This is a genomic window from Frankia sp. Hr75.2, assembly GCF_949319125.1.
GTDB classification, from domain to species: Bacteria; Actinomycetota; Actinomycetes; order Frankiales; family Frankiaceae; genus Parafrankia; species Parafrankia soli.
This window is the reverse complement of record NZ_CASGGV010000290.1, coordinates 16,845-38,635: the sequence shown is the minus strand read 5'-3', so window position 1 is coordinate 38,635 and position 21,791 is coordinate 16,845. Positions and strand designations below refer to the sequence as shown.

The following is a 21,791-nucleotide window of genomic DNA, read 5'->3' as shown; positions in this document are numbered from 1 at the left end:
ATACACCTTCGCCGGATCCCAACCCTCACTGCGCGCGTTCGGCACCACAGTGCACAATGCGCTGATTGCCGGGACGAAGATCCCCTTGCTAGTCTCATTTCCCAGCAAGGCGTTTTGTCTGCCGTAAAGGACCGGGCGACCCGGCGACACTCCCCGCCGACCCGGCACCGCATCCGGCGCCGCACGACCTCCGTTTCCGCGACTGACCTCGTCTCACGCCGGCTTAGGCCCGGGAAATAAGTGGCGGGCCGGTGGCACCTTTGCTGAATTTTTCTGTTTTGTTTCGTTCTTAGTCCGCGAGACCCCCGGACGAGAGGAAGACGATGACATCGGGCACTTCCGATGACTGCTCGGTCGAGGCTTTGCTGCCTCGAGCCGTCACCCGGCTGCGCGCCCGTACCGGCGCCGATCTGGCCTATGGCGGATCGGTCGACCCCCGCTCGCGCTACCTGACCATCAGCGCGCTCGACGGGAACCGCACCAACGCGCTGCGCGGCATGTCGCTGCCGCCGGGCCACGGCGTGGGCGGGCGGGTCGTCGCGCTGGGACGGCCCGTCGTGATCGACGCCGGCACCCGCCCGCGCTACACCGAGGACCAGCGTGACTGGGCCGTCCTCGGCGAGGACATCTCCTCGGTGGTGGCCGTGCCGGTACGCACCGGCGGAACCGTCCACGCGGTGCTGTACTGCGGCGTGCGGGCCGACAACCCCGTCCCGCCGGCCGCCGTGGAGACCGCGCTCAGCGTCGCCCGCCGATTCGAGGCGTTCCTGGCCGAACGCACGATGACGGCGCGCGCCGACGCCGGCCCGACCCCGGGCGGCCCGGCGGGCGCGTCCCGGCTGCGGGTGCTGTGCCGGGTCGACGCCGAGCTGGAGGAGCTCAGCTACCAGGCCGGCGACCCGGCCCTGCGGGAACGGATCGTCGCGGTGCGCGACCTGCTCGAGGACCTCTTTCCCGACACCGCGCCGCCGACGCGGGCCCAGCCCTTCGGGCTGTCCCCCCGCGAGCTCGACGTCCTGCGGCTCGTCGCGGAGGGCATGTCCAACGCGGAGACCGCGCGCCGGCTCGCCGTCAGCCCCGAGACGGTGAAGGCGTACCTGCGCAGCATCATGAACAAACTGGGGGTGCACAACCGCACCGCGGCCGTGAACGTCGCGCGCCGTTCCAGCCTTTTGCCGTGAGGCCGGCGCGACGGCGCGCCACCAGAACCGCCGACGGGCGGTGACCCCCCGAGATTCTCGGGGCGGTCACCGCCCGTCGGCTTCGTCCGAGTCGTTCACCCGGCCGGCGGTGCACCCCACCGAAAGTGCTTCCCACCGACCACGCACCCGGCGAGCAGGGCGCCCGACCGGCGTTTCGCCCGCGGCCGGCCGGTGGGAAACATTCCGTTCACGCCCATCGGGAAATGCATTCCAGTCCTGGTGCCCGTAACCCACGGGCCACGAGCGGAACCGGCCGCGGGACGAATCTCACCGGCGCCGCGTCGGCCCGGGGCAGAATCGCCGCGCGCCGGGCGCCGGCGCCGGTCGGGTGGCCGCGGCGCCGGGCGCCGGCAGCGGGAGCGGGCCGGTGGACGCCGGGCCCGACGCGCCGCTCTGATCCCCCGCGGGCGGCTGTTCCGCCCCAGGTGGCGGCGCCGCGCCCGGGCCGCCCGACCGCGGCCGCGCCCCGGGCCGCTGCCCTGTCCCACCGGGCGCGGCGGGACGCTCGTCCCAACCGGAACCCTCCGGCCGGCCCGCGTTGTCAGCCGGAATACCCCCGTGCGGTTGAACCCCGTACCGCGGCCGGGGGCACCTCGCCAGATGCGGCGGTGTTCTGCCGTTGTTGTGCCCTTCGAACTTCTCCCCCACGACGAACTCCCCCTCCTCCGGATACCGACTGGCGCGAGTCACGACGTCATCGCGGTACTCACGCCAACGGCGTGAACATTAAAGAGGGATTCGCGCCTTTGGTACCCCTCTACGGGGGTATCGCCCAATCTTTGCTACTTCTACGTTGAACTCATGTCATTTCCCGTCGAAGTCACGCGGCGGTTCAGGGGCTCGACGGGGCGCCCCGCCAACCACCGGTCACCCGCCCACCCGGGCGCCGTGGCCGGGCCGGCAGAACCGCTCGAGCCGCACCCGCCGGCCCGCACGACGCCACCGCGGCCCGGCACCGTCCACCCAGCCGCGCCACCGCCACCGCCACCGGAGCAGGGGCCACGCCGGCGCCGCTGGCGCGGTCGCGCCGGGCGCTCGCCCGAGCCGCGAGCCGCACAGCCGCGAGCCGCGGCACCGGGAGCTGCCGAGCCGCGAGCCGTGGCACCGCAGCGGCCGGGCGGTCCGGGCCGTCCCGGGCAGCCGGGTGGGCCTGGGGGTTCGGCGGGCGCACCGGCCGGCGGGCGCGGCGGGTTGTTCGCCCTCCTCGCCCGGATCGCGATCACCCGGCCGGGGCGCGTACTGGCCGTCACCGGGCTGCTCGTGCTGCTCCTGCTGCCCTGGGCCGCCGGGGTGTTCGACCGGCTCGCCACCGGCGGCTTCTACGCCCCCGGCGACTCCGCCACCCGCGCCGAGGCGATGCTCGACGCCGAGTTCCCCGGCGCCCCGCCCAACGTCGCGATCATGATCACCGCACCCGGGGACATCGACGGCCCGACCGCCCGCCGGCTGGGCGAGAACCTCACCGAGGAACTTCACCGCGAGCCGGGCGTCAGCGGCGTCACGTCCTACTGGTCGACGGAGTCCCAGCGCGGGCTGCTGCGCTCCCAGGACGGGCGCAGCGCGCTCGTCCTGCTGCGGCTCACCGGCACCGAGGACGCGATCGCGCGCCACGTGGCCGCCCTGCATGACAGGTATGCCCACGACGGGCCCGGCGTCACCGTGCGCCTCGGCGGCGCGCCCGCGGTCATGCTGGACGTCACCGAACAGAGCCGCGCGGACCTCAAGCGCGCCGAGCTGATCACCGCGCCGCTGGTGCTCGGTGTCCTGCTGTATGCGTTCGGCGGAATGGCCGCGGCGCTGCTGCCCATCGTCGTCGGCGGCAGCGCGGTCATCGCCAGCCTCGCCTCGCTGCGGCTGCTCTCCGAGGTCACCCACATTTCGGTGTTCTCGCTGAATCTGACCACCGCGCTCGGTTTCGCCCTCGCCGTGGACTACTGCCTGTTCATCCTGCGGCGTTTCCGCGAGGAGCGGGAGAATGGCCTGGACCGGCCCGCCGCCCTGCACACCAGCCTGCGCACCGCCGGCCGCACGGTGCTTTTCTCCGGTCTGACGGTGGCGCTCTCCCTGACGGGCGCGCTGCTGTTCCCGCTGCCCTACCTGCAGTCGTACGCCTACGCGGGCATCGCGGTGGTGGTGACCTCCGAACTCGCGGCCCTGCTGGTGCTGCCGGCGGCGATCATGCTGCTGGGCGAGCGGGTGGAACGTGGACGTCGCCGCCGGGCCGGGGTGCCTGCGCCCGCCGGCACCGGGGTTGGTGGCGACCGCGAGTCCGGCGCGGTGTGGGGGGCGATCGCCCGCCGGGTGATGGCTCATCCGCTGCTGTTCGGCGGCGCGGCGGTCGCCCTGATGGTGGTGATGGCGCTGCCGCTGGGCAACCTGCGGGTCGCCCTCGCCGACGACACCGTCCTGCCGACCAGCGCGGACTCGCACATCGTCAACGACGCCATGCGTGAGGACTTCACCGTCTGCCTGCCCTGCCAGATCCCGGTCGTCGCGGCCGGGGTGGACGCCCGCGAGCCGCAGGTCGCCGCGCGCCTGGGCGGCTACGCGGCGCGGCTGTCCCAGGTGCCCGGCGTCGCGCGGGTGGAGACTGTGGCCGGCAGCTTCACCGACGGCCGTCTCATCGCCCCACCGCCACCGGACGGCGGGGCGTTCGTCGGCGTGCACGGCGGCGCCTGGCTCTCCCTGTGGCCGACCGAGCCCGACCCGCTCTCGGCGGGCACCCAGCGCACCGTCGACCTCGTCCGCGCCATCCCGGCGCCCTACCCGGTCGAGATCGGTGGCCTGGCCCCGCACCTGGTCGAGACCCGGGACACGGTGATGCGCGGCCTGCCCGGCGCCATCACCGTGGTGATCATAGCGACGTTCGTGCTGCTGTTCCTGTTCACCGGCAGCATCCTGCTGCCGGTGAAGGCGCTGCTGCTCAACGCGCTCAACCTGGCCGCGGTCATGGGCACGATGGTGCTCGTCTTCCAGGAGGGGCACCTCCAGCCCCTGGTCGGGCACTTCCAGGTCTCGGGCACCGTCGAGCTGACCAGCCCGGTGCTGATGTTCTGCGTCGCCTTCGGGCTCAGCATGGACTACGAGATCTTCCTGCTCGCCCGCATCCGCGAGGAGCACCAGCGCGGGGCGGGCAACCGGCGCGCGGTCACCCGTGGCCTGGCCGCGACCGGCCCGCTGCTGACCTGCGCCGCACTCGCCCTGATCGTCGTGATGATCGGCGTCGCGACGTCCCAGATCAGCATCATCAAGATGATCGGGGTCGGCCTGGCGCTGGCCGTGCTCCTGGACGTGACGGTCGTGCGCGCCGTGCTGGTGCCGGCCTTCATGGCCCTCGCCGGCCGGTACAACTGGTGGGCGCCCAGGCCGCTGCGGCTGCTGCACGAGCGGTTCGGCCTGCGTGAGGGCGGCGACGCGTTCGGCGAGGCGCTCACCGCCGCGGCGCTCACTCCCGCGGCCCCGCCGGCCGGCGCCGCGCCGGCCACCGGTCCGTCGGCGACCACCACTCGGGCCACGTCCCGGCCAGCCGGCAGCCCGCCGGCCGGCGCCGGGCCGGGCACGGCGAGCACCCGGCCGACCGCCGTCGCCCGCTCGTGGGCGCCCGCGGGGGCGCCGCGCCGGCGTCCCGGGCTCGGCATCTCCGAGCCGGCCCACCCGGCCCCGCCGAAGGTCCTCTTCTCCGCGAGCGCCTACGGCCGGGCCGAGGACGGCCTGTACGACCCCGACGACCAGGCCGACCACCAGTCCCCCGGCGGGAGCCGCGGCGGCCCTGCGGTCGGCCACGGCGGCGCCGACACCCGGGCGGACGGCACGCTGGCGGACAGCGCACGGCCGGACGGCGATGCCGAGCGTGCCCCGGCGGAGGCCGACCCGGACGAACCGGCACGGGACACCCACGTGCCCACCCTCGGCGAGCGGGAGACCACGGAGGGCTGCTGGTCGGCGGACGCCTGGTTCTCTCCGCACGGCGACGCGCCGGGCGAACCGCCACACGAGAGCTGACCGCCAGCCTCCCGACCAGCGCCCCTGACGGTGGGCTGCGGCACACCTCCTGGTGGTGGGGGTACCCGATGCAGTATCCCGGACTGACGGCACGCTCTCCCGGAGCGGCCCGTCAGCGCGACGTTCCGGCCACCGCGCGAAGGCGCCGCGGGCCGGGACGCCGCGGCGCCGGGGCCGGGACGTGCCGCGCCGACCGACCCAGAAGGTGGATCATGCGACCAGTGACCGTGAACGAGCCGGCGATCCTCGCCCCGACCGAGGGCACGGTCCTGGACCTGCTGGACCTCGAGGAGATCGACCGCGACCTGTTCCGGGTCCGCATGGTGTTCGACGACGTGTACGCGCTCTACGGCGGCCAGGTCGCCGCCCAGGCCCTGCTCGCCGCGGGCCGCACCGTGCCCGAGGGGCGGGTGCCGCATTCGCTGCACGGCTACTACCTGCGCCTGGGGGACGCGTCCCGGCCGACCATCTTCCGGGTCGACCGCGACCGCGACGGCCGCTCGTTCTCGGCCCGCCGGGTGGTCGCCGTGCAGGGCGGCGAGGTCATCTTCAACATGTCGGCGTCGTTCCACGTGCCGGAGAAGGGCACGGACATCGACGCCGAGCCGATGCCGGCGGCGGGCCCCCCGGAGACGATGATCGACTACGTGTTCCCGCGGCTGTTCTCCTTCGAGGGCCGCACCGAGAAGCCGGTCGAGCCCGGCGAGGACTTCCCGACCCGCTGCTGGGCGCGGTGCACCGCGGCGCTGCCGGACGACCCGCTGACCCACGCGGTCATCCTGACCTACCTCTCCGACAGCATGGCCGGCCTCGCCCCGTTCCACACGCCCACGGCCCGCTCCGGGTCAAGCCTGGACCACGCGGTCTGGTTCCACCGGCCGATCCGGCTCGACGAGTGGGTGCTGATGGACCACGTCCCGCGTACGATCGCCGGCGGCCGCGGCTGGTACACCGGCACCATCCACACCCGTGACGGCCGGCTCGGCGCGAGCCTGACCCAGGAGGCCCTCTTCCGCGCACCCCGGGAACGGCCCCGCCGGTAGCGCCGGCCCCCGTGCGGGGGCGGGCCCAGCTCGGCCGAGCCGGTCACTCCCGCACTGGACGCCGGCCGGCCGATCTCACCGTGCCCAGGCAGAACGCCGACCCGGTCTCCGCCCTCGGCCCCGTCCGCAACATACCCACAATTCCCGCCACCTGTCCGGTTGCCATCTTTTCCCGGCAGGCCGGGGATCAGCGTCAATGCCGACCAGCGGCGACCGAAAGACGGGTCGCACCAACAGGCGCGCCAGGCCCCGCACCAGTCCCACACATATAACGCCGCACCATCAGCCGCATGACCGTCACTCGAGGGACCATTGGACTCCGACCGGCAACCGGAAACACGACTCCAGTCATGCCAGGGTGTCACACGGCCCGGCCGTGATCCCGCAGTGCGCGATTTGTGACCGCATCGGAGCTAGAGTGGCATGATGGATCTAGCGGTGGCCCTCGACCTTGCCGTTCGGCTCTCACGCGAGGCCGGCGACCTCGCACGGAGTTCTTTTTCCGCCCGCTTCGCGTATGCCAGCAAAAGTCTGTCACTCGATGTGGTGACAGAGATCGATCGTGCCGCCGAGCGGCTCATAGTCGGCGAGGTACAGAGAACTTTTCCAGGCCATGTGATCATCGGCGAGGAGTCCGGGCTCCACCCCGGCCACGAGGACTGGACCTGGCTGGTCGATCCCCTGGACGGCACGACCAACTTCACCATCGGTCTACCCGTCTACGGAGTCGCCATCGCCATCACGCACCGGGATAACGTTGTGGCCGCCGTGGTCCGCGACTCGCACACCGGGAGGTATCTCGCGGGCAGCGAGGCAACCGGGCTCCTCGCCGGCGACGGCGCGGTGCTGGCCAAGCGGGGCGAGCCTGTCGCTCCGGCCGTTGCTTTGCAGCAGGGCTACGGCGTCGACCGGGACGACCCGGCACTGGACCGGGTTCGTTCGACGCTCGAGGCCCGTTATGGGCGGGTTTTCTACACCTGGTCACCGGCAATCGACACGATGTTGCTGCTCGCCGGCCATCTCTGTGCAACGGTCGCGGTCGACTGCGTCGGCCCGGAACACGTCGCCGCGCAGTTTCTGGCCCGGCAGGCCGGATGCACCGTGCGTGCACTGGGAAGATCCGGGGTGACATCGCCGGATATCGTCGTGACCGCCTGGCCCGAGGCTTTCGACGCGGTCCATAACCATGTGACGGATGCCGTGATCAGGCAGGTCCCATCAGCAAGGCGACAAGACGCCGACATTCCCGCGTGAGGCTTTCACGAGCATCGTCCTTGTGCGTGAAAGCGAATCGGAGAAGCTCGTCGACGGAGGCCCGGATATCCACGGCCCGGTCAAGGTAGGCACGTCGCCCCGGATCCGCGAGTAACACCCGGATAGTGTACAGGGACATCGGCCAGAGCTGCTCGTATGCACTACTCCGAAGCTGACGGAGCGAAGCCAGAAAAAGCCGATCGCAGGGGTCCGTGCCATCATCCCGCCAGCCGCTGTTACTCGCCTCCTGGTCACCGTAGTAGATCCTGTTGTATCCCAGGTGGAAGATCAGCGAGTCGGGGTCATCGTCAAAGTCCGAGACCAGGCGGTCGATCAACGATCCATCGTCCAGATGGAGGGCGAAACCGACCGCGATACCACGTCGGACGAACGGATGCGGCTCGTTGGCGTGGATCTCGCGAAGCCGGTCCTGGCTGCGCTGGTCGCCCCCGAGAACAAGCGGAAGCAGATTTGCCGCCTGCTGCCTTGCCATGATCGCCGAGTGACTACCGGCGGCTGTCGTGGCCGTGACCTCCAACACGTGGAAAAGGTTCCGGCACACCGATCTGGCCTCGATAGCGATCCCCGCGCAACGGTCGAGAAGCTGCCGGGTGAAGTCGATCATCTCGTCCGGCAGCGGCGAGAGCAGGACCGCGAGCAGGACGTCATCGGCGACCTGGTCGTTGATGAGCACCGACTGTATGTAACGCGCCGCAAAGAACTCAAAAAATGACTTGTGGACGAAGCGGTAGTAGTCGTCACCCTCCGAACGAACGAGAAAGGACCGCAGAGTCAGCTCCCGGAACGCCTCGTCCGGCGACTCGTCCGGCCGCCACTGGCGAACGACGTCGTTAAGCGTGCGCCCGCCGATGAGAAGGTCATGGACGTCGAACTGACCGAAGGCCTTACGTCCGTCGAACGCGAGTTGATATATTCGCCAGGCCACTCGCTCGGCCAGCTCCTGCATATCCTGCCAGTGCACTGACATGCCTCGACGCCGCTCCAGGTGGAGCCACTTGGAGACATAAAGGTCATAGACTTCCGCCGCGTTCCATTCATCCGGCTCCGGTGCTCGCCCGGCGTTCTCGGCCGGAACCCCGCCAAGCCGGTTCGCCAGCACGTCGGTTGCCATGAACAGCAACAACGGACGGGAGACCAGGTCGGTCAGTGCCGTCGAACTTTCGATGGTCGCGATGACCGTCTCAGCGGAGTCCAGACCGAACTTGGCACAGTACGCCCGGACGAACGACCGGCCGGCAACCTGGAAGTCGACCCCCCGCAGGTTCGCCCTGGTGACGAACCAGCGGCTCGGCTCGCTCGCGGCCATATAGAGATCGAAGAACGTCTGACGGCAGGTGAGGACGACCCGCCCGCGCAGGACTTCCGCAAGTTCCCGTGGAATCACGTCGCGTGCTGCGCCGCCATGGATGGCAAGCTCGTCGAGGCCATCCAGCAGGAGGATGATTCTGTCGGCGCGAAGCAGCTGATGGATCCGGTCGGCGGACAACGGAACCCCGTCGCCGTCTCCGTCCGCCGGGCGCCCGGCGAGCGCGGTCTCGATCAGCAGATGCGGCGACGTCTCGCTTCCGCTCCGGATCAACTCACCGACCTCGACCAGCCTCAGCAGCCACGGTATTCGCTCCCGTTTCGGGTCTGCTACGAACCGGCGGACGAGCTCGCGATGGGTAAGCTCGCAGACCAGAGTCTTCCCCACCCCCGGATCGCCGAGCAGGAGCACACTGCCGGACGCGGCGACCTCCCTGGCGAGCCAGTCGACGACACCTGCCGAGTTCGTTTCAGTCGCTCCGGTCTGCTCGATCTCAGGCTCAGCAAAAAGACCTCCGGACCCCACGAAATCACCAAGAGTGATCCCTCCATCACTCATGGGTGGAAGCCCGGCGGGAAGCTGCTCCTTCAGCACGACAAGCTGAGCGCGGAAGTAGCGCCGCAGGCGCCGCCGCTCCCATGGACCCAGCCGATCACGGGGGCTCAGAACCCGTCGCCCCAGGAGCAGCACGACCGCGACCACGAGCGCTCCGACGGCGAGGAACACGCGGCCGGACAGTAGACCGGCAAGGCTGATCACCAGGCCACCAAAAGCCGCGAGCTGGTTAAGCTCCTCGACGAGATCAACGAATGGGGCGCCACGGCGCCGACGAGCCATTGCGATTCCCCCGCCCGATCGTCAACGAAGAGCAAAAAGGCCTTCGATGATCTTGTAGACAGCAGGCTACCATCTGCAGAGCTGAACCGAAGGGGTACCCGGCCAGAATGCTCCGCGACCGGACAGGTTTGCCGGCGACATGCCTTGCGTGCTGGCATCCGGCCCGGCGGCCCAGGCAATCCTCCGAGGGCAAGGCGTGTCACCCTCGCTGGTCCGCGGGCATGTTCGGCGGTGGATGCCACCCCTCGCCGCAAGGCGCACCTGCACATGCACGGCGCCGGGCACCCTTATCCCCGCTTATGACGGGTTGCGACGAGACTTTCTGGGCTACCCTTGCCACGTGGGTACTGTTCTGCGGTGGATCGGCCGACTGTGACAACCCCGGGCTACGGGCATGGCCTGCTGCTTCAGCAGGAGCTGCGGCAGGCCGGACTACCCGCCTACCTTATGCGGATGGCTCTCGAGATCCTCCCGTCAGCGATCACGGTAACGACCGTCGATCTGCTTCTGAGCATCCTGCGGTCAAGGACGGGAACGGACGTAGGAGGTTCCGGTACCGGTCCCCCGTCCTCCCGAACGGCCGCCGAACGTTTTCTCGCGGGTGGTCACACAGACCGAACCCGGACCGGCGATCAACCGGAAGATGGGGACGCGCTGTCTTCGCTGTTCGAACTGTGGACAGCGGAAGGCGGCAGCGGTGCCGCCCTCGCCCGCCTCCTGGCCGTGGTCGAGTACCGTAGACGGGCGCTGCCGCTGGAACGGTCGAGAGAGTCCGGCGGGGCGCTGGTCGAGGCCCGCACCGAACTCACCACCTTCTGGATTTCGTCCGGGCATGACCTGAACGAGCTGGGAACATTTAAGCAACACGTTCACCGAGAAGCTTTCGGAGCCCTCCCGAAGTGAATGGTGCGGGCAGTTCGGCACTTGCGGATATTCTGGCCTTCGCGGCCACCACCGTCCCGTATTATCACGACCGTCTGACAGCGCGGGGTGTGTTCCCGGAGGTCGCCGAACAGGTGCTGTTCGATCTCCCGATCCTCGACCGGGAGGAGGTGCGCAGGCACCGGGTCCGGCTACGGTCCGAGGCCGGCGAGTCGTCCGGCTGGCGCACCGTGCGAACTACCGGGACCTCCGGCATACCGGTCGAGATTACGATCGACCAGGAGGCACAGCAGGCTGAGATGGATGCACTGACCCGGCAGATCACGGCGGTTCTTGATCCAGCCGAGTGGCTGGACGACGGGCTTGTTCACCTCACTCTGCATCTCGCCTCCACGACCCGCTCCCAGCGTTCACCGTGGTCGATCCACGGAACAATGACGAAGTGGAGCTTCAACAGGGTCTGGCATCTTCCGCCAGATCTCCTGGGACGCTCCCTGCACCATCTCGATCGGCGTGTCGTGACCGGCATGCCGTCCGTGCTCACGCTTGTGGCCGAACGCGCGAGGGATGTGGGAGCGATCCGCCCACACGCCCTGGTTCTTTCTGGCGAAACGGTACAGATGGCCACCCGCAGGCGCCTGGGCGAAATATTCGACTGTCCGGTGACGTCACTTTACACGCTCGCCGAGTTCGGGGTCGTCGGCAACGGTTGCCTCACCACGGACGACTATCACGTGAACGAGCGTGATGTGGTCGTGGAGATTCTCGAGCCGCGGCTGACCGTCGAACCGGCGGCTGGCCGCGGCGGGGAAATCCTCGTCACCGGTCTGGTCAATCGCGCCATGCCGCTGCTGCGGTACCGGACCGGAGACCGTGGAGTATGGTCGGCGGGCTCCTGCGGGTGCCCCGTGCCCGGCCGTCGATTCAGTATTACGACCGCCCGGTCGTTGCATGTCGTGGCCGACGGGGCGAACGGCCGTCGCATCACCGAGCTCGATCTCTGCAAGTTGTTCACCCAGCTCGATGTCCAGGGCGCCCGAATCGTGCAGACGACACCGACGGATGTGGTCGTCGCATATGAGGCTGATCGGCCGCTTCCCTCGGACGTCCGGGAGATGGCCGAGATGTCGGTGCGGCAGCTGGTCGGCCCGGGAATCACCGTCTCCGTCGCACGGGTCACCGAATCCGCCGTCAGCGGAGCCGCCCCGGTGCCGACCGGGGCCGGCCGGATGGCCGGCGGAGCGACCCCTCCGCGGCAGACGGAGGCCGACGAGGTGGTCGGCTGGGCCCGCCCGCGGCTCGCGCGGGTGCCCGGCCTGCTCGCCGCCGTTCTCACCGGCTCGATTCTCGACCCGGTCGCCCGTAGCAGGTTCAGCGACATAGACATGCACCTGCTCGTCGACGACGCCCGCCCGGAGCTCTGGCTCGACCTGACCCGGGAACTGCACGCGGAGCTTCCCGGCCTGCGCGTGAATGTCACGGACGGTGCGACCCTCGCGGCTTCACCACTGGTCCTGAGCCGGCTGCTCGCGGAGCGGCAGCCGGTCGTCGGAGATCTCTCCGAGCACGGGCTACGGCAGCCTGAGGCCGCCGCCCTCCGGGCGGAAGCCACCTTCTGGGCGCAGGACGCGCAGGCGGTGCTGTGGACCCAGGTCAGCTCTGTGGGCACGGACCGGGATCCGCTGCGCGACGCCTGGCTCGCCGGCCGTTACATGCTCGATGCCTTTCGCTATCACTTTCTCATCCGCGGCAGACGGGAAACGGCTGCCAGTCAGGTGGCGGCGGCCAGCGAAGCCGACCGCCTGCCGTATTACCGCCTGCTCTTCGAAGTCATGGAGGTCAGCCGGGAACACCGCCCACCCCCACCGGCGGAGTCGGACGAATGCCGTGGGTATCTTCTCGGCGCGCTGTCCTGCATCCGATGGTTCACGCAATCCCTGCGTGGCGATGCGGTCCCCGGTCCGGCGGACCGCCAGGAAGGGTCCCCTCCGTCGTAGGCGACCGGCAGAGCGTGAAGGTGCATCCCCGGGGATTCCGGCCCGGCCCGGCCGCGGGCTTCGCCTTCATGGCGGTTCCGACCGGTATACGGCCCGCTTCTCGGCGGCCCCCGCTGCCGGCTCCGGCCTCCCCACCACGTCTGCCGCACTGAATTCCGCGGTCGTTGGGGATCTCGACCACCTGCCGTGCACGGACGTTCGCATCCGAGTCGCTTACCGGTCATGTGCGGCTGCGAGCGTGCGGACCGTCCTTGTGAAGGAGGGTCTTCATGGCAGTCAACCGCCGTCAGGTGGTCGTGGGAACCGGCGCGGCCGGCCTGGGCTTCACCCTGTCGGGTGCGGTGAGCTCGGTGTTCGCCGGTACCGCGTCCGCTGCAACACCGAAGAAGTTCACCGGGTACGGCGAGCTGGTCCCGGATCCGAAGGGCCTGGTCGATCTTCCCCCCGGCTTCCGGTACACCGTGCTGTCCCGAGCCGGGGTCGACTCCCTGACCGGCGGGGGTGCGGTACCCGGCGCGCCCGACGGGACGTACGCGTTCCCGCTCGGCCCGGGCCGCAGCGTTCTCGTCCGCAACCACGAGCTCTCCCCCGGAGGCACGGACCTCGTCCCGCAGCGGCCGGGCATCACCTACGACCCGGCCGCCCCGGGCGGGACGACGACCGTCACCGTCGCCGGTGACCGGCTGCTGTCGGCCGTGCCCAGCCTGGCCGGCACCATCCGCAACTGCGCCGGTGGCAACACCCCGTGGCGCACCTGGCTGTCCTGCGAGGAGACCGAGGACACCCCGGCGACCAACCCCGCGCTCACCAAGCGGCACGGGTACGTCTTCGAGGTCGACCCGTTCGGTCGGCTGCGTGACCGCGAGGCGGTGCCGCTGACCGCGCTCGGCCGGTTCGCGCACGAGGCCGTCGCGGTCGACCCCCAGTCGGGCTGCCTCTACCTGACCGAGGACGCGTCCAAGCCGTACGGCCTGATCTACCGCTTCCTGCCCCGCCGGCCGCTCGGCGGGCCCGGCAGCCTGCGGGCCGGCGGCAAGCTGCAGGCTCTGCAGGTCCCCGGTGTCCCGGACCTGTCCGCCATCAGCGAGCTGCACACCACGGTGCAGCTGTCCTGGGTCGACGTCCCCGACCCGGACGCCGCCACGGTGTCGACCCGCAAGCAGTTCGCCGCCGGCCAGGTCACCCAGGTCCCGAAGGGCGAGGGCATCTTCTGGTCCGGGCGTTCCGCCTACGTGGTCTCCAGCTACGCCAGGACCGCGGACGGCGCCGCCCGTGACCACGCCGGCCAGGTCTGGAAGCTCGACCCGAAGAAGGGCACCCTCGAGCTGGTGCTGCTGATCGAGCCGGGCGGCCGGTTCGACGGCCCCGACAACATCACCGTGTCGCCCAACGGCGGCATCGTGCTGTGCGAGGACGGCGACGGCGAGCAGTACCTGATCGCGCCGTCGGCCGAGGGTGTCCCCTACCCGCTGGCCCGCAACGCCGCCGGCGAGAGCGAGTGGGCCGGCGCCACGTTCTCCGCGGACGGCCGCTGGCTCTACGCCAACATCCAGAGCGACGGCCTCACGGTGGCGATCACCGGCCCGTGGTGGCGCGGCTGAGCCGTCCGCCTCGCGACCGCGAGAACGCGAGCGCGAACGACCCCGGGACGTCGAACGCGGCGTCCTGACGCACCGGTGCGCTGACCGGTGCGCCGGCTACCCGGCCGCGATCGGCCGGGTAGCCGGACCGGGGACCCAGCTGCCGGCCGCCATGACCCGCGTGACCCGCAGATCGGCGTCGAGCACGACGAGGTCGGCGTCCAGCCCGGGGGCGATCGACCCGCAGCGGTGGGCGAGGCCCAGCACCCGGGCGGGGTTCGTCGCCGCGGCGGCGACCGCCACCTCGAGCGCAAGCCCGGCCGCGACGGCGCGGCGCACCGCCAGGTCCATCGTCAGGGTGCTGCCGGCGAGCGCGCCGGTGGCGGCCAGGCGGGCCTGCCCGTCCCGGACCCGGACCGGGTGGCCGCCGAGCAGGTAGTCGCCGTCGCCGACACCCGCCGCGTCGACCGCGTCGGTGACCAGCACCAGGCGCGCCGGCTCGGCGGCGACCAGGCGCAGCAGCGCCGGGTGCACGTGCACACCATCGTTGATCAGTTCGCAGGCCACACCGGCGTCGAGCGCCGCCCCGGCCGGGCCGGGCTCGCGGTGATGCAGCGGGCGCATGCCGTTGAACAGGTGGGTGGCGAGCGTCATGCCAGCCGCGAAACCGGAGGCGGCCTCGTCGTAGGTGGCGTCCGTGTGGCCGGCGGCGGCGATCACCCCCGCCGCGAGCGCGGCCTCGGTCACCGCGCCGGCCCCGGGCAGCTCCGGGGCGAGGGTGATCACCCGCAGCGTGCCCGCGCCCGCCGCGACGAGCTCGGCGAACACCCCGCGGTCAGGCGCGCGCAGATGCTCGCCCGGCTGGGCGCCACGGCGCGCGGGCGCGAGGAACGGCCCCTCCAGATGCGCGCCGACCACATGGCCATCCGGCCCCGGCCCGGCCGCGGTGAGCGCCGCCACCCAGGACAACTGCTCGGCCAGGCGCTCCACCGGCGCCGCCACCAGCGAGACCAGCGTGCGGGTCGTGCCGTGCGCCCGGTGGAAGGCCACCGCCGCGGCCAGATCGGCCGGTGACGCCGTGACGTCGTGCCCGCCCCCGCCGTGGACGTGCAGGTCGACGAACCCGGGCACCAGCCAGGACCCGGCCAGGTCGACGATGTCCGCGCCGCCCGCCCCCGCGCCGCCCGCCTCCCCACCGACAGGCCCGGCCGTGGGGCCGGCCTCGGGGCCGACCTCGGTGATCAGGCCGTTCTCGACGCGCACCCGGCCGGGGTCGAGGACACCGTGCGGCGTCACCACCCGGGCGCCGGCCAGAAGGATCATCCCAACCTCCCCCTCGAGCCTCCCCCCGCGGGCCCGGCGTGCCCCGTGGCGGTGCGCGGGTGTGGCGGCACGCTCACCGTAGCGGCACCGCGCTGCGGGCCGGACGGGCGCCATGACGATGTAACGGACAGATCGCGCGTCCTGAGTTGAAGAAGCCCGGCGCTGGGCGTCCACTCGAAACACGGACTTCTCGCCCGGCGTGCCGCACGGCCCGGTCCCGCTGACCGGCCGCGCACGCCCGGCGGGACGTCACCGGACGACCGCCGACGGGAGCTGAATGCCGGACGGACGGGAAGCGACACCGGGCGGGGCCCGCGGCCGCGCCGAGCCGGACGGGCTGCCCGCGCGTCCGGTGTCGCGCGGCGCGTTCCGCGCGATGGCCGCCATCGGGCTGGCCTTCGTCGTGCTGGCCGCGGCCGTCGCGATGGCGCTGCCCGAACACATCGGTAAACAGGCGGCGCAGGCCGCGGTGACGGCTGCCGCGCTCGCCTCCGCGATCTGCTGCCTCGTCACCGCGCGACGGGTGCCCCGGCACGAGCGCCGGTGGCGGCGCTTCGAGGCGGCGGCGATCACGTCGAGCTTCGTGGCGGGAGTGGCCGTCTCGATGGTGGCCAGCGGGGAGACCGTCCCCGATCTCGCCGCGACCGGGGCCGCGCCGCTGCTCGGCTATGTCCTGGGCCTGGCCGGGCTGCTGACCTTCCCCACCGAGCGGGCCCGCGCCATCCCGATCAGCACGAACAAACGTGGCGGGATGGCCTGGTACCTCGAGGCCGTCCTCGACGGGCTGCTCGTCGTCGGATCGCTGCTGCTGCTCGTCTACGCGATCCTGGTCGTCCCACTCGTGCGGTCGGCGCAGATCAACCAGGCGTCGCTGGCGTTCGGGGTGGCCGGCGGGGCGGGCAAGCTCATCCTGCTCTCCGCCGTCATCTTCATCCTGATCTTCCGACGGCCGACGGGCTCGGGATCGCTCAGCCTGCTCAGCGCGAGCCTGCTCCTGTTCGCCGTGACCGACGGCGCCGCGCTGAACGCCTACGCGAAGGCCACCGACGGCCCGGACGCGGTCGTGCTGGTCGGCTTCGCCGGCGGCAGCGTGCTGACCGCGCTGGCCGCCGCCGCCCCCCACGACGGCATGATCATCCGGACGAGGCGCAGCCCGCGCGGGGTCTGGGCCCGCGTCGCCGTGCCCTACCTGCCCCTCGGCTGCGTCGGCGCCCTGCTCGCGGCCCAGATCATCACGCACGCCGACATTCCGGTCGCGCAGATCATCGGCATGCTCGCGCTGATGCTGCTCGCGCTCGCCCGCCAGCTCGTGACCACGATCGACAACACGCTGCTGCTGGCCCGCTACGAGGACAGCCGGGCCCGGCTGCACCACCATGCCTTCCACGACCCGCTGACCGGCCTGGCGAACCGCACGCTTTTCTTCCGCCGGCTGCGCGCGGCCATCAACCGGCACGAGCGCACCGGCCACCCGGTGGCGCTGCTGTTCTGCGACCTGGACGACTTCAAGGTCGTCAACGACAACCTCGGCCACGCCGCCGGCGACCGGGTCCTGCGCACGGCGGCCCACCGGCTGGCCCAGGCGGCGGGCCCGACCGACACGGTGGCCCGCCTCGGCGGCGACGAGTTCGCCGTCCTGCTCGACACCGGGGCCGCGGACCGGGCGGGCGGGCGCACCGAGGAGCTGCGCGCGGCCGGCGACCGGATCCGCGCGGCGCTGCGGATCGCCGTGGCCATCGAGGACCGCCGGCACCTGGTGCGCGCCAGCCTCGGCCTGGTGATCGTGGGCACGGAGGCGGGACCGGTCTGCCCCGACGAAGTGCTCCAGCACGCCGACCACGCCATGTACGCGGCGAAACGGCTGGGGAAGGGCAGCCTCGTCGTCTACTCCCCGGAGATCGACGACTCCCGGCAGGCCGGGATGGCGGGGCAGGCCGGGATGGCCGGCTGAACGGCAGGCTCAGCCGGCGGGCCGGGCGGCGGGTGCCGCCCGGAGCGTCAGTTCTCCACCCACCCGTACTTGCGGGCGACGTCGGCGAGCTGGCGGCGGATGTGCAGGATCTGCGCGCCGGTCAGCGACGGCTCGGTCTGCAGCAGGACCTCGGTGACCTCCTGCGTGAACTCCTCGGCCGGCAGGACGTCGCACAGCCCGTCGCCGCCGTCGTCGTGGCGGGAGACCACCGGCGCCGGGGCGGTCGTGACGGCCGCCGGCCCGACGACCGAGCCCGCCGCCGGGCCCCGCAGGATCCGGGCCGCCGACGCCTTCCGGCCGCGGTCGCTCTCCTCGACCTCGAACTCCATGACCACGCCCGGCACTACCAGACTCTTCTCGACGAGGAGATCGTTCGCGTGCAGGAAGACATCCTCGCCGCCGTCGCTGGGCGCAAGGAACCCGTAGCCGCGCACATGATCAAAACGAAGTACTTTTCCCGTACTCACAACTCACCCACAGCCCCTGAGAAACCCCATGATCTGGCCCACTGCCGACCGCACCCGCCAGTCACCCCAGACGGAACCGTGGCAGTCGCCAGTCATCTTAGGCAGCTCGCGTCGCCGTGACCCAGGTTTTCGCCGCGCCGGCTTGCCTGGCCGCCGCGGCCGGGTCACACTGCGACCCAGTGGCCACGCCCACACCCCGCGCCGCCCGCTCCCACCCGGCGACACGCGTGGTGATTGGGGAGGGGGAGCATGTTCGGTCGCCGCAGGACCACCGTGGACGAGCATCCATCCGACCACGCGGCGCGCGGGCCGGCACCTGCCGCCCTGGACGGCCCCGGCCCGTACGACGTCTCCGAGCTCGCCTGGCCCGGCGGGGCAGGCGAGGCGGCGCACGAGGCGCCGGCCGACCCGCCCGACGACGAGGCCCGTTCCCGCTCCGGCTCCGGCGACGCCGTCCCGGGTGTCGGAGCTGTACCCGGTGGGGTGGGGCGGCACGCGCCCGAGATTCTCGACCTCGGCGCGCTGCGCGTCGCGGTGCCGCCGGGAGTGACCGCGCGGATCGCCCGCGGCACGCGGACCGGGCCGGGCACCGACCTCGTCCTGACGGCCGCCGGGCTCACCGTGCGGGTGACCGTGTTCGCCGCGCCGACCAGCGGGCGACTGTGGGCCGGAGTACGCGCCGAGCTGGCCGCCGGCCACCCGGAGTCGGAGGTCCGCGACGGCCCCCACGGCCCGGAGCTGCTGCTCCCGGGCTGCCGGGTCGTCGGAGTCGACGGCCCGCGCTGGTTCCTGCGGGCGGTCGTGACCCCGGTCGACGCCGACGGGGCCGACGGGGCCGACGAGATCCTGCGCGGCCTCGTCGTCGTACGCGGCCCCGCCGCCATGCCGGCGGGCACGGCCCTGCCGCTGCTGCCGGTCGGGCCGGCCGGCAGCCGCCCGAACGCCGGAGCCCTCGACGACCTGTGGACCGACGAGCCGCTGACGGCCGGCACCGGAACCCTCGAGGGTCGCCGCGCCGTGCACGAGTACGCGGCGGCCTTCACCGGCGACCTCAGCCGCAACCTGTCGACCTGGGGCTGAAGCCCCACCGGGCTGTGGGGCATGATGCAGCCGGGGGTGGGCCGTGCCATGCCCGTCTCCCCCGTCTCCCGACCCGACTCGACCTTGATGGCGGCGGTGTGCGCACCGAGCAGGACCTGGCCTACGCGACGCTGTCCGACGCGCAGCGTCTCGATCTGTACCTGCCCACGGGCGGCGGCGACCCGCTTCCGGTCGTCGTCGCGATCCACGGCGGCGGGTTCGCCGTCGGCGACAAGCAGGACATGGCCCGCACCGCGCACGCGCTCGCCGACGCGGGCTACGCGGTGGCCAGCGTCAACTACCGGCTCTCCGGTGAGGCGGCGTTCCCGGCGGCGGTCGCCGACGTCCGGGCCGCGGTGCGCTGGCTGCAGGCGAACGCGCACCGCCTCGGGCTGGATCCGGCCCGGATCGGGGTGATCGGCGAGTCGGCCGGCGGCTACCTCGCCGCCATGCTCGGCGCCGCCGGCGACGACCCGCTGTCCGAGGACGTCGACCTGGGTCCTCCCGTGGGCCTGGCCCCTGTCGTGGACCTCAGCCCCGCCGGAGCGCGGCCGTCCAGCGCGGTGCGGGCGGTGGTCGACCTGTACGGCCCGGTGGACTTCTCGACCATGGACGCCCAGCTGCGCGCGAATCCGCGCTGCCCGGCCCGGGCCGCCTCGCACGACCGCGCGGACTCCCCCGAGTCGCGTTTCCTCGGCGCGCAGATCACCGCCGCGCCGGAGCTGGTGCGTCTGGCCAGCCCGCTGTCCCACCTGCGCCGTGACCGCCCGCCGCCGCCGTTCCTGATCGAGCACGGCGACACCGACTGCACCGTCCCCTACCAGCAGTCGCAGCAGCTCGCGGACGGCCTGTACGCCGCCGGCGGGTCGGTCGAGCTCACCCTGCTGCGGGGGGTGGGCCACGGCGGGGCCTTCCCGCTCGCCGAGCGCCTGGCGGGCATCATCCGGTTTTTGGACCGCGCTCTGGACCACGCCCCGCGCTGATCTTGGCCGCTACTGACGGGGTCGCTGCTGACAGGGTCTCAGGGACGGAAGCTGTCGGGGTCGGCGGCGGCCCAGTCGGCCGCCCACGAACGCGGCGCCTCGGCGAGCAGCTCACCGGGTTCGAGCCACTCGTACAGCTCGGCGTAGCTGCGGGTGTCGGTGTGGGTGATGCGCCGCATGAGCATCCCCGGGTGGAGCTGCTCGGGCCCGGTGCAGCCGAGCGAGGCCATCACCTGCACCGCCTGGGCAACGGTCGCCGCCTGGTAGCGGCGGACCCGTTCGCTCTTGTCGGCGACGTCGAGGGCGCGGGCGCGGCGCGGGTCCTGGGTGGCGACCCCCACCGGGCAGGTGTTGGTGTGGCAGCGCTGGGCCTGGATGCAGCCGACCGCCATCATCATCGCCCGGGCCGCGTTCGTGTAGTCCGCGCCCTGCGCGAGCCGCTTGACGACGTCCACCCCGCTGGCGACCTTGCCGGCGGCCCCGATCCGGACCCGGTCCCGCAGGCCCACCCCGACCAGCGCGTTGTGCACGGTGATCAGGCCCTCCGTCAGCGGGGTGCCCACATGATCCTCGTACTCCAGCGGTGCGGCGCCGGTGCCGCCCTCCGAACCGTCCACCACGATGAAGTCCGGGGTGATCCCCTCCTCCACCATCGCCCGGCAGATCGCGAGCAGCTCGCGGCGCGACCCGACGCACAGTTTGAACCCGGCCGGTTTGCCGCCGGCGAGCTCGCGCATCCGCCCGACGAACAGGACGAGCTCGCGCGGGGTGGCGAAGACCCGGTGGAACGACGGGCTGATGCACGCGACCCCCTCGGGGACCCCGCGGGCCCGGGCGATCGACGCGGTGACCTTCGCCGCCGGCAGCACGCCGCCGAGGCCGGGCTTGGCGCCCTGACTCAGCTTGAGCTCGACCATCCGCACCGTGGGCAGCGCGGCGACGTCCTTGAAGCGGGCCGGGTCGAAGTCACCGTCGGGGGTGCGGGTACCGAAGTAGCCGCTGCCGATCTCCCAGACCAGGTCGGCGCCGTGGCGCAGGTGGTACTCGGTGAGCCCGCCCTCGCCGGTGTCGTGCGCGAAGCCGCCGGCCGCGGCGCCACGGTTCATCGCCAGCACCGCGTTGGCCGACAGCGACCCGAAGCTCATCGCCGAGACGTTGAGCAGCGCCATGTCGTAGGGCTGGGTGCAGTCCGGCCCGCCGACGCGCACCCGCGGCGGCGCGGAGCCGGGGGCGACCGGCACGGGCGCCGTGGAGTGCGGGAGGTACTCGTAGCCGACCTCGTTGACGTCGCGCTCGGTACCGAAGGCCTGGTCCCCATGGGTGCCCTTGGCCCGCTGGTAGATCATCGTCCGGGTGGCACGGTCGAACGGGCGGCCGTCGTAGTTGCGCTCGACGAAGTACTGCTGGACCTCCGGGCGGATGGTCTCGAGCAGGAACCGGGCATGCCCGAGCACCGGGTGGTACCGCAGGATGGCGTGCTGGCGCTGGACGACGTCGTGCACGGCCACGGCCAGCAGCGCGCCGGCCACCGCGGCGGCGGCCCACCAGCCGGCCGCGGCCAGCAGCGCCCCGCCGACCGCCACTGCCGTCAGCACGGCCAGGACCAGCACGGTGACGAGCGGCAGCATGGCGATCGCGTCCTTCCCCGCCCCGATGCGTCGGGTCACGGCAGCTGTTCGCACCGCCCCGATCGGCCCGGACCGGGATCCGAGGCGGGTCCGGATCCGACCGTATCCCGCGCTTCGTCCCGGTGGCGCCACCGCCGCCATCCCAAGATCAGATTGGACGTCCACACACGGCCGCACGATCCGGGTCCGGATCGTGCGACCGGCCGGCGGCTGT

General features: G+C 72.1%; 14 protein-coding genes. 10 read left to right on the top strand and 4 right to left on the bottom strand.

Going from position 1 to position 21,791, the window contains the following annotated elements:
* Window positions 1-323 precede the first annotated feature (323 nt).
* From AC559T_RS21490 to AC559T_RS21475, 4 genes are all read left to right on the top strand, one after another.
* Complete coding sequence (locus AC559T_RS21490; protein WP_020461711.1) at window positions 324-1,181, top strand: helix-turn-helix transcriptional regulator; 858 nt, start codon at window positions 324-326, stop codon at window positions 1,179-1,181.
* Window positions 1,182-2,393: 1,212 nt separating this feature from the next.
* Window positions 2,394-5,204 carry an MMPL family transporter gene (locus tag AC559T_RS21485; RefSeq protein WP_498869872.1) on the top strand — a complete coding sequence of 937 codons (2,811 nt, stop codon included), beginning with the start codon at window positions 2,394-2,396 and terminating at the stop codon, window positions 5,202-5,204.
* A 212-nt stretch (window positions 5,205-5,416) separates the two neighbouring features.
* Window positions 5,417-6,247, top strand: coding sequence for an acyl-CoA thioesterase (locus AC559T_RS21480; protein ID WP_112108019.1), 831 nt, complete (start codon window positions 5,417-5,419; stop codon window positions 6,245-6,247).
* A gap of 438 nt (window positions 6,248-6,685) precedes the next feature.
* Window positions 6,686-7,501, top strand: a complete 816-nt coding sequence (locus tag AC559T_RS21475; protein WP_160144320.1) for an inositol monophosphatase family protein — start codon at window positions 6,686-6,688, stop codon at window positions 7,499-7,501.
* Here AC559T_RS21475 and AC559T_RS21470 read toward each other — a convergent pair.
* Entirely contained in the window at window positions 7,452-9,665 is a 2,214-nt protein-coding gene (locus tag AC559T_RS21470; protein WP_112108021.1) for an NACHT domain-containing protein, read from the bottom strand. The genes AC559T_RS21475 and AC559T_RS21470 overlap by 50 nt on opposite strands.
* Window positions 9,666-10,118: 453 nt before the next feature.
* Here AC559T_RS21470 and AC559T_RS21465 point away from each other — a divergent pair, with 453 nt between their 5' ends.
* From AC559T_RS21465 to AC559T_RS21455, 3 genes are all read left to right on the top strand, one after another.
* Window positions 10,119-10,568, top strand: coding sequence for a hypothetical protein (locus AC559T_RS21465; RefSeq protein WP_498869871.1), 450 nt, complete (start codon window positions 10,119-10,121; stop codon window positions 10,566-10,568).
* Window positions 10,569-10,657: 89 nt separating this feature from the next.
* Window positions 10,658-12,544, top strand: coding sequence for a hypothetical protein (locus AC559T_RS21460; protein WP_498869870.1), 1,887 nt, complete (start codon window positions 10,658-10,660; stop codon window positions 12,542-12,544).
* A 269-nt stretch (window positions 12,545-12,813) separates the two neighbouring features.
* Entirely contained in the window at window positions 12,814-14,145 is a 1,332-nt protein-coding gene (locus AC559T_RS21455) for an alkaline phosphatase PhoX (RefSeq protein WP_112108024.1), read from the top strand.
* 96 nt (window positions 14,146-14,241) lie between these two features.
* Here the strand turns inward: AC559T_RS21455 and nagA are convergent, their stop codons facing one another.
* Window positions 14,242-15,447 carry an N-acetylglucosamine-6-phosphate deacetylase gene (gene nagA, locus AC559T_RS21450; RefSeq protein WP_498869869.1) on the bottom strand — a complete coding sequence of 402 codons (1,206 nt, stop codon included), beginning with the start codon at window positions 15,445-15,447 and terminating at the stop codon, window positions 14,242-14,244.
* 277 nt (window positions 15,448-15,724) lie between these two features.
* Here nagA and AC559T_RS21445 point away from each other — a divergent pair, with 277 nt between their 5' ends.
* On the top strand, window positions 15,725-17,398 hold the full coding sequence (locus tag AC559T_RS21445; RefSeq protein WP_498869868.1) for a diguanylate cyclase domain-containing protein: 1,674 nt from the start codon (window positions 15,725-15,727) through the stop codon (window positions 17,396-17,398).
* Window positions 17,399-17,445: 47 nt separating this feature from the next.
* Here the strand turns inward: AC559T_RS21445 and AC559T_RS21440 are convergent, their stop codons facing one another.
* Window positions 17,446-17,886 (bottom strand): cold-shock protein, encoded by a 441-nt coding sequence (locus AC559T_RS21440; protein ID WP_071064367.1) that lies wholly within the window; start codon window positions 17,884-17,886, stop codon window positions 17,446-17,448.
* A gap of 273 nt (window positions 17,887-18,159) precedes the next feature.
* Here AC559T_RS21440 and AC559T_RS21435 point away from each other — a divergent pair, with 273 nt between their 5' ends.
* Both AC559T_RS21435 and AC559T_RS21430 read left to right on the top strand, forming a co-directional pair.
* Window positions 18,160-18,966 (top strand): DUF3710 domain-containing protein, encoded by an 807-nt coding sequence (locus AC559T_RS21435; RefSeq protein ID WP_498869867.1) that lies wholly within the window; start codon window positions 18,160-18,162, stop codon window positions 18,964-18,966.
* Window positions 18,967-19,064: 98 nt separating this feature from the next.
* Complete coding sequence (locus AC559T_RS21430) at window positions 19,065-19,949, top strand: alpha/beta hydrolase fold domain-containing protein (protein ID WP_498869866.1); 885 nt, start codon at window positions 19,065-19,067, stop codon at window positions 19,947-19,949.
* A 38-nt stretch (window positions 19,950-19,987) separates the two neighbouring features.
* On the opposite strand, the gene AC559T_RS21425 is transcribed toward AC559T_RS21430, so the two are convergent.
* On the bottom strand, window positions 19,988-21,577 hold the full coding sequence (locus AC559T_RS21425; RefSeq protein ID WP_498869883.1) for an FMN-binding glutamate synthase family protein: 1,590 nt from the start codon (window positions 21,575-21,577) through the stop codon (window positions 19,988-19,990).
* Window positions 21,578-21,791: the final 214 nt, after the last annotated feature.

Bases quoted from the DNA above. Each gene is read 5' to 3' on its own strand.
- AC559T_RS21490 (WP_020461711.1), top strand. From the start codon at position 324: ATGACATCGGGCACTTCCGATGACTGCTCGGTCGAGGCTTTGCTGCCT.
- AC559T_RS21480 (WP_112108019.1), top strand. From the start codon at position 5,417: ATGCGACCAGTGACCGTGAACGAGCCGGCGATCCTCGCCCCGACCGAG.
- AC559T_RS21470 (WP_112108021.1), bottom strand. From the start codon at position 9,665: ATGGCTCGTCGGCGCCGTGGCGCCCCATTCGTTGATCTCGTCGAGGAG.
- AC559T_RS21465 (WP_498869871.1), top strand. From the start codon at position 10,119: ATGGCTCTCGAGATCCTCCCGTCAGCGATCACGGTAACGACCGTCGAT.
- AC559T_RS21455 (WP_112108024.1), top strand. From the start codon at position 12,814: ATGGCAGTCAACCGCCGTCAGGTGGTCGTGGGAACCGGCGCGGCCGGC.
- nagA (WP_498869869.1), bottom strand. From the start codon at position 15,447: ATGATCCTTCTGGCCGGCGCCCGGGTGGTGACGCCGCACGGTGTCCTC.
- AC559T_RS21445 (WP_498869868.1), top strand. From the start codon at position 15,725: ATGCCGGACGGACGGGAAGCGACACCGGGCGGGGCCCGCGGCCGCGCC.
- AC559T_RS21425 (WP_498869883.1), bottom strand. From the start codon at position 21,577: ATGCTGCCGCTCGTCACCGTGCTGGTCCTGGCCGTGCTGACGGCAGTG.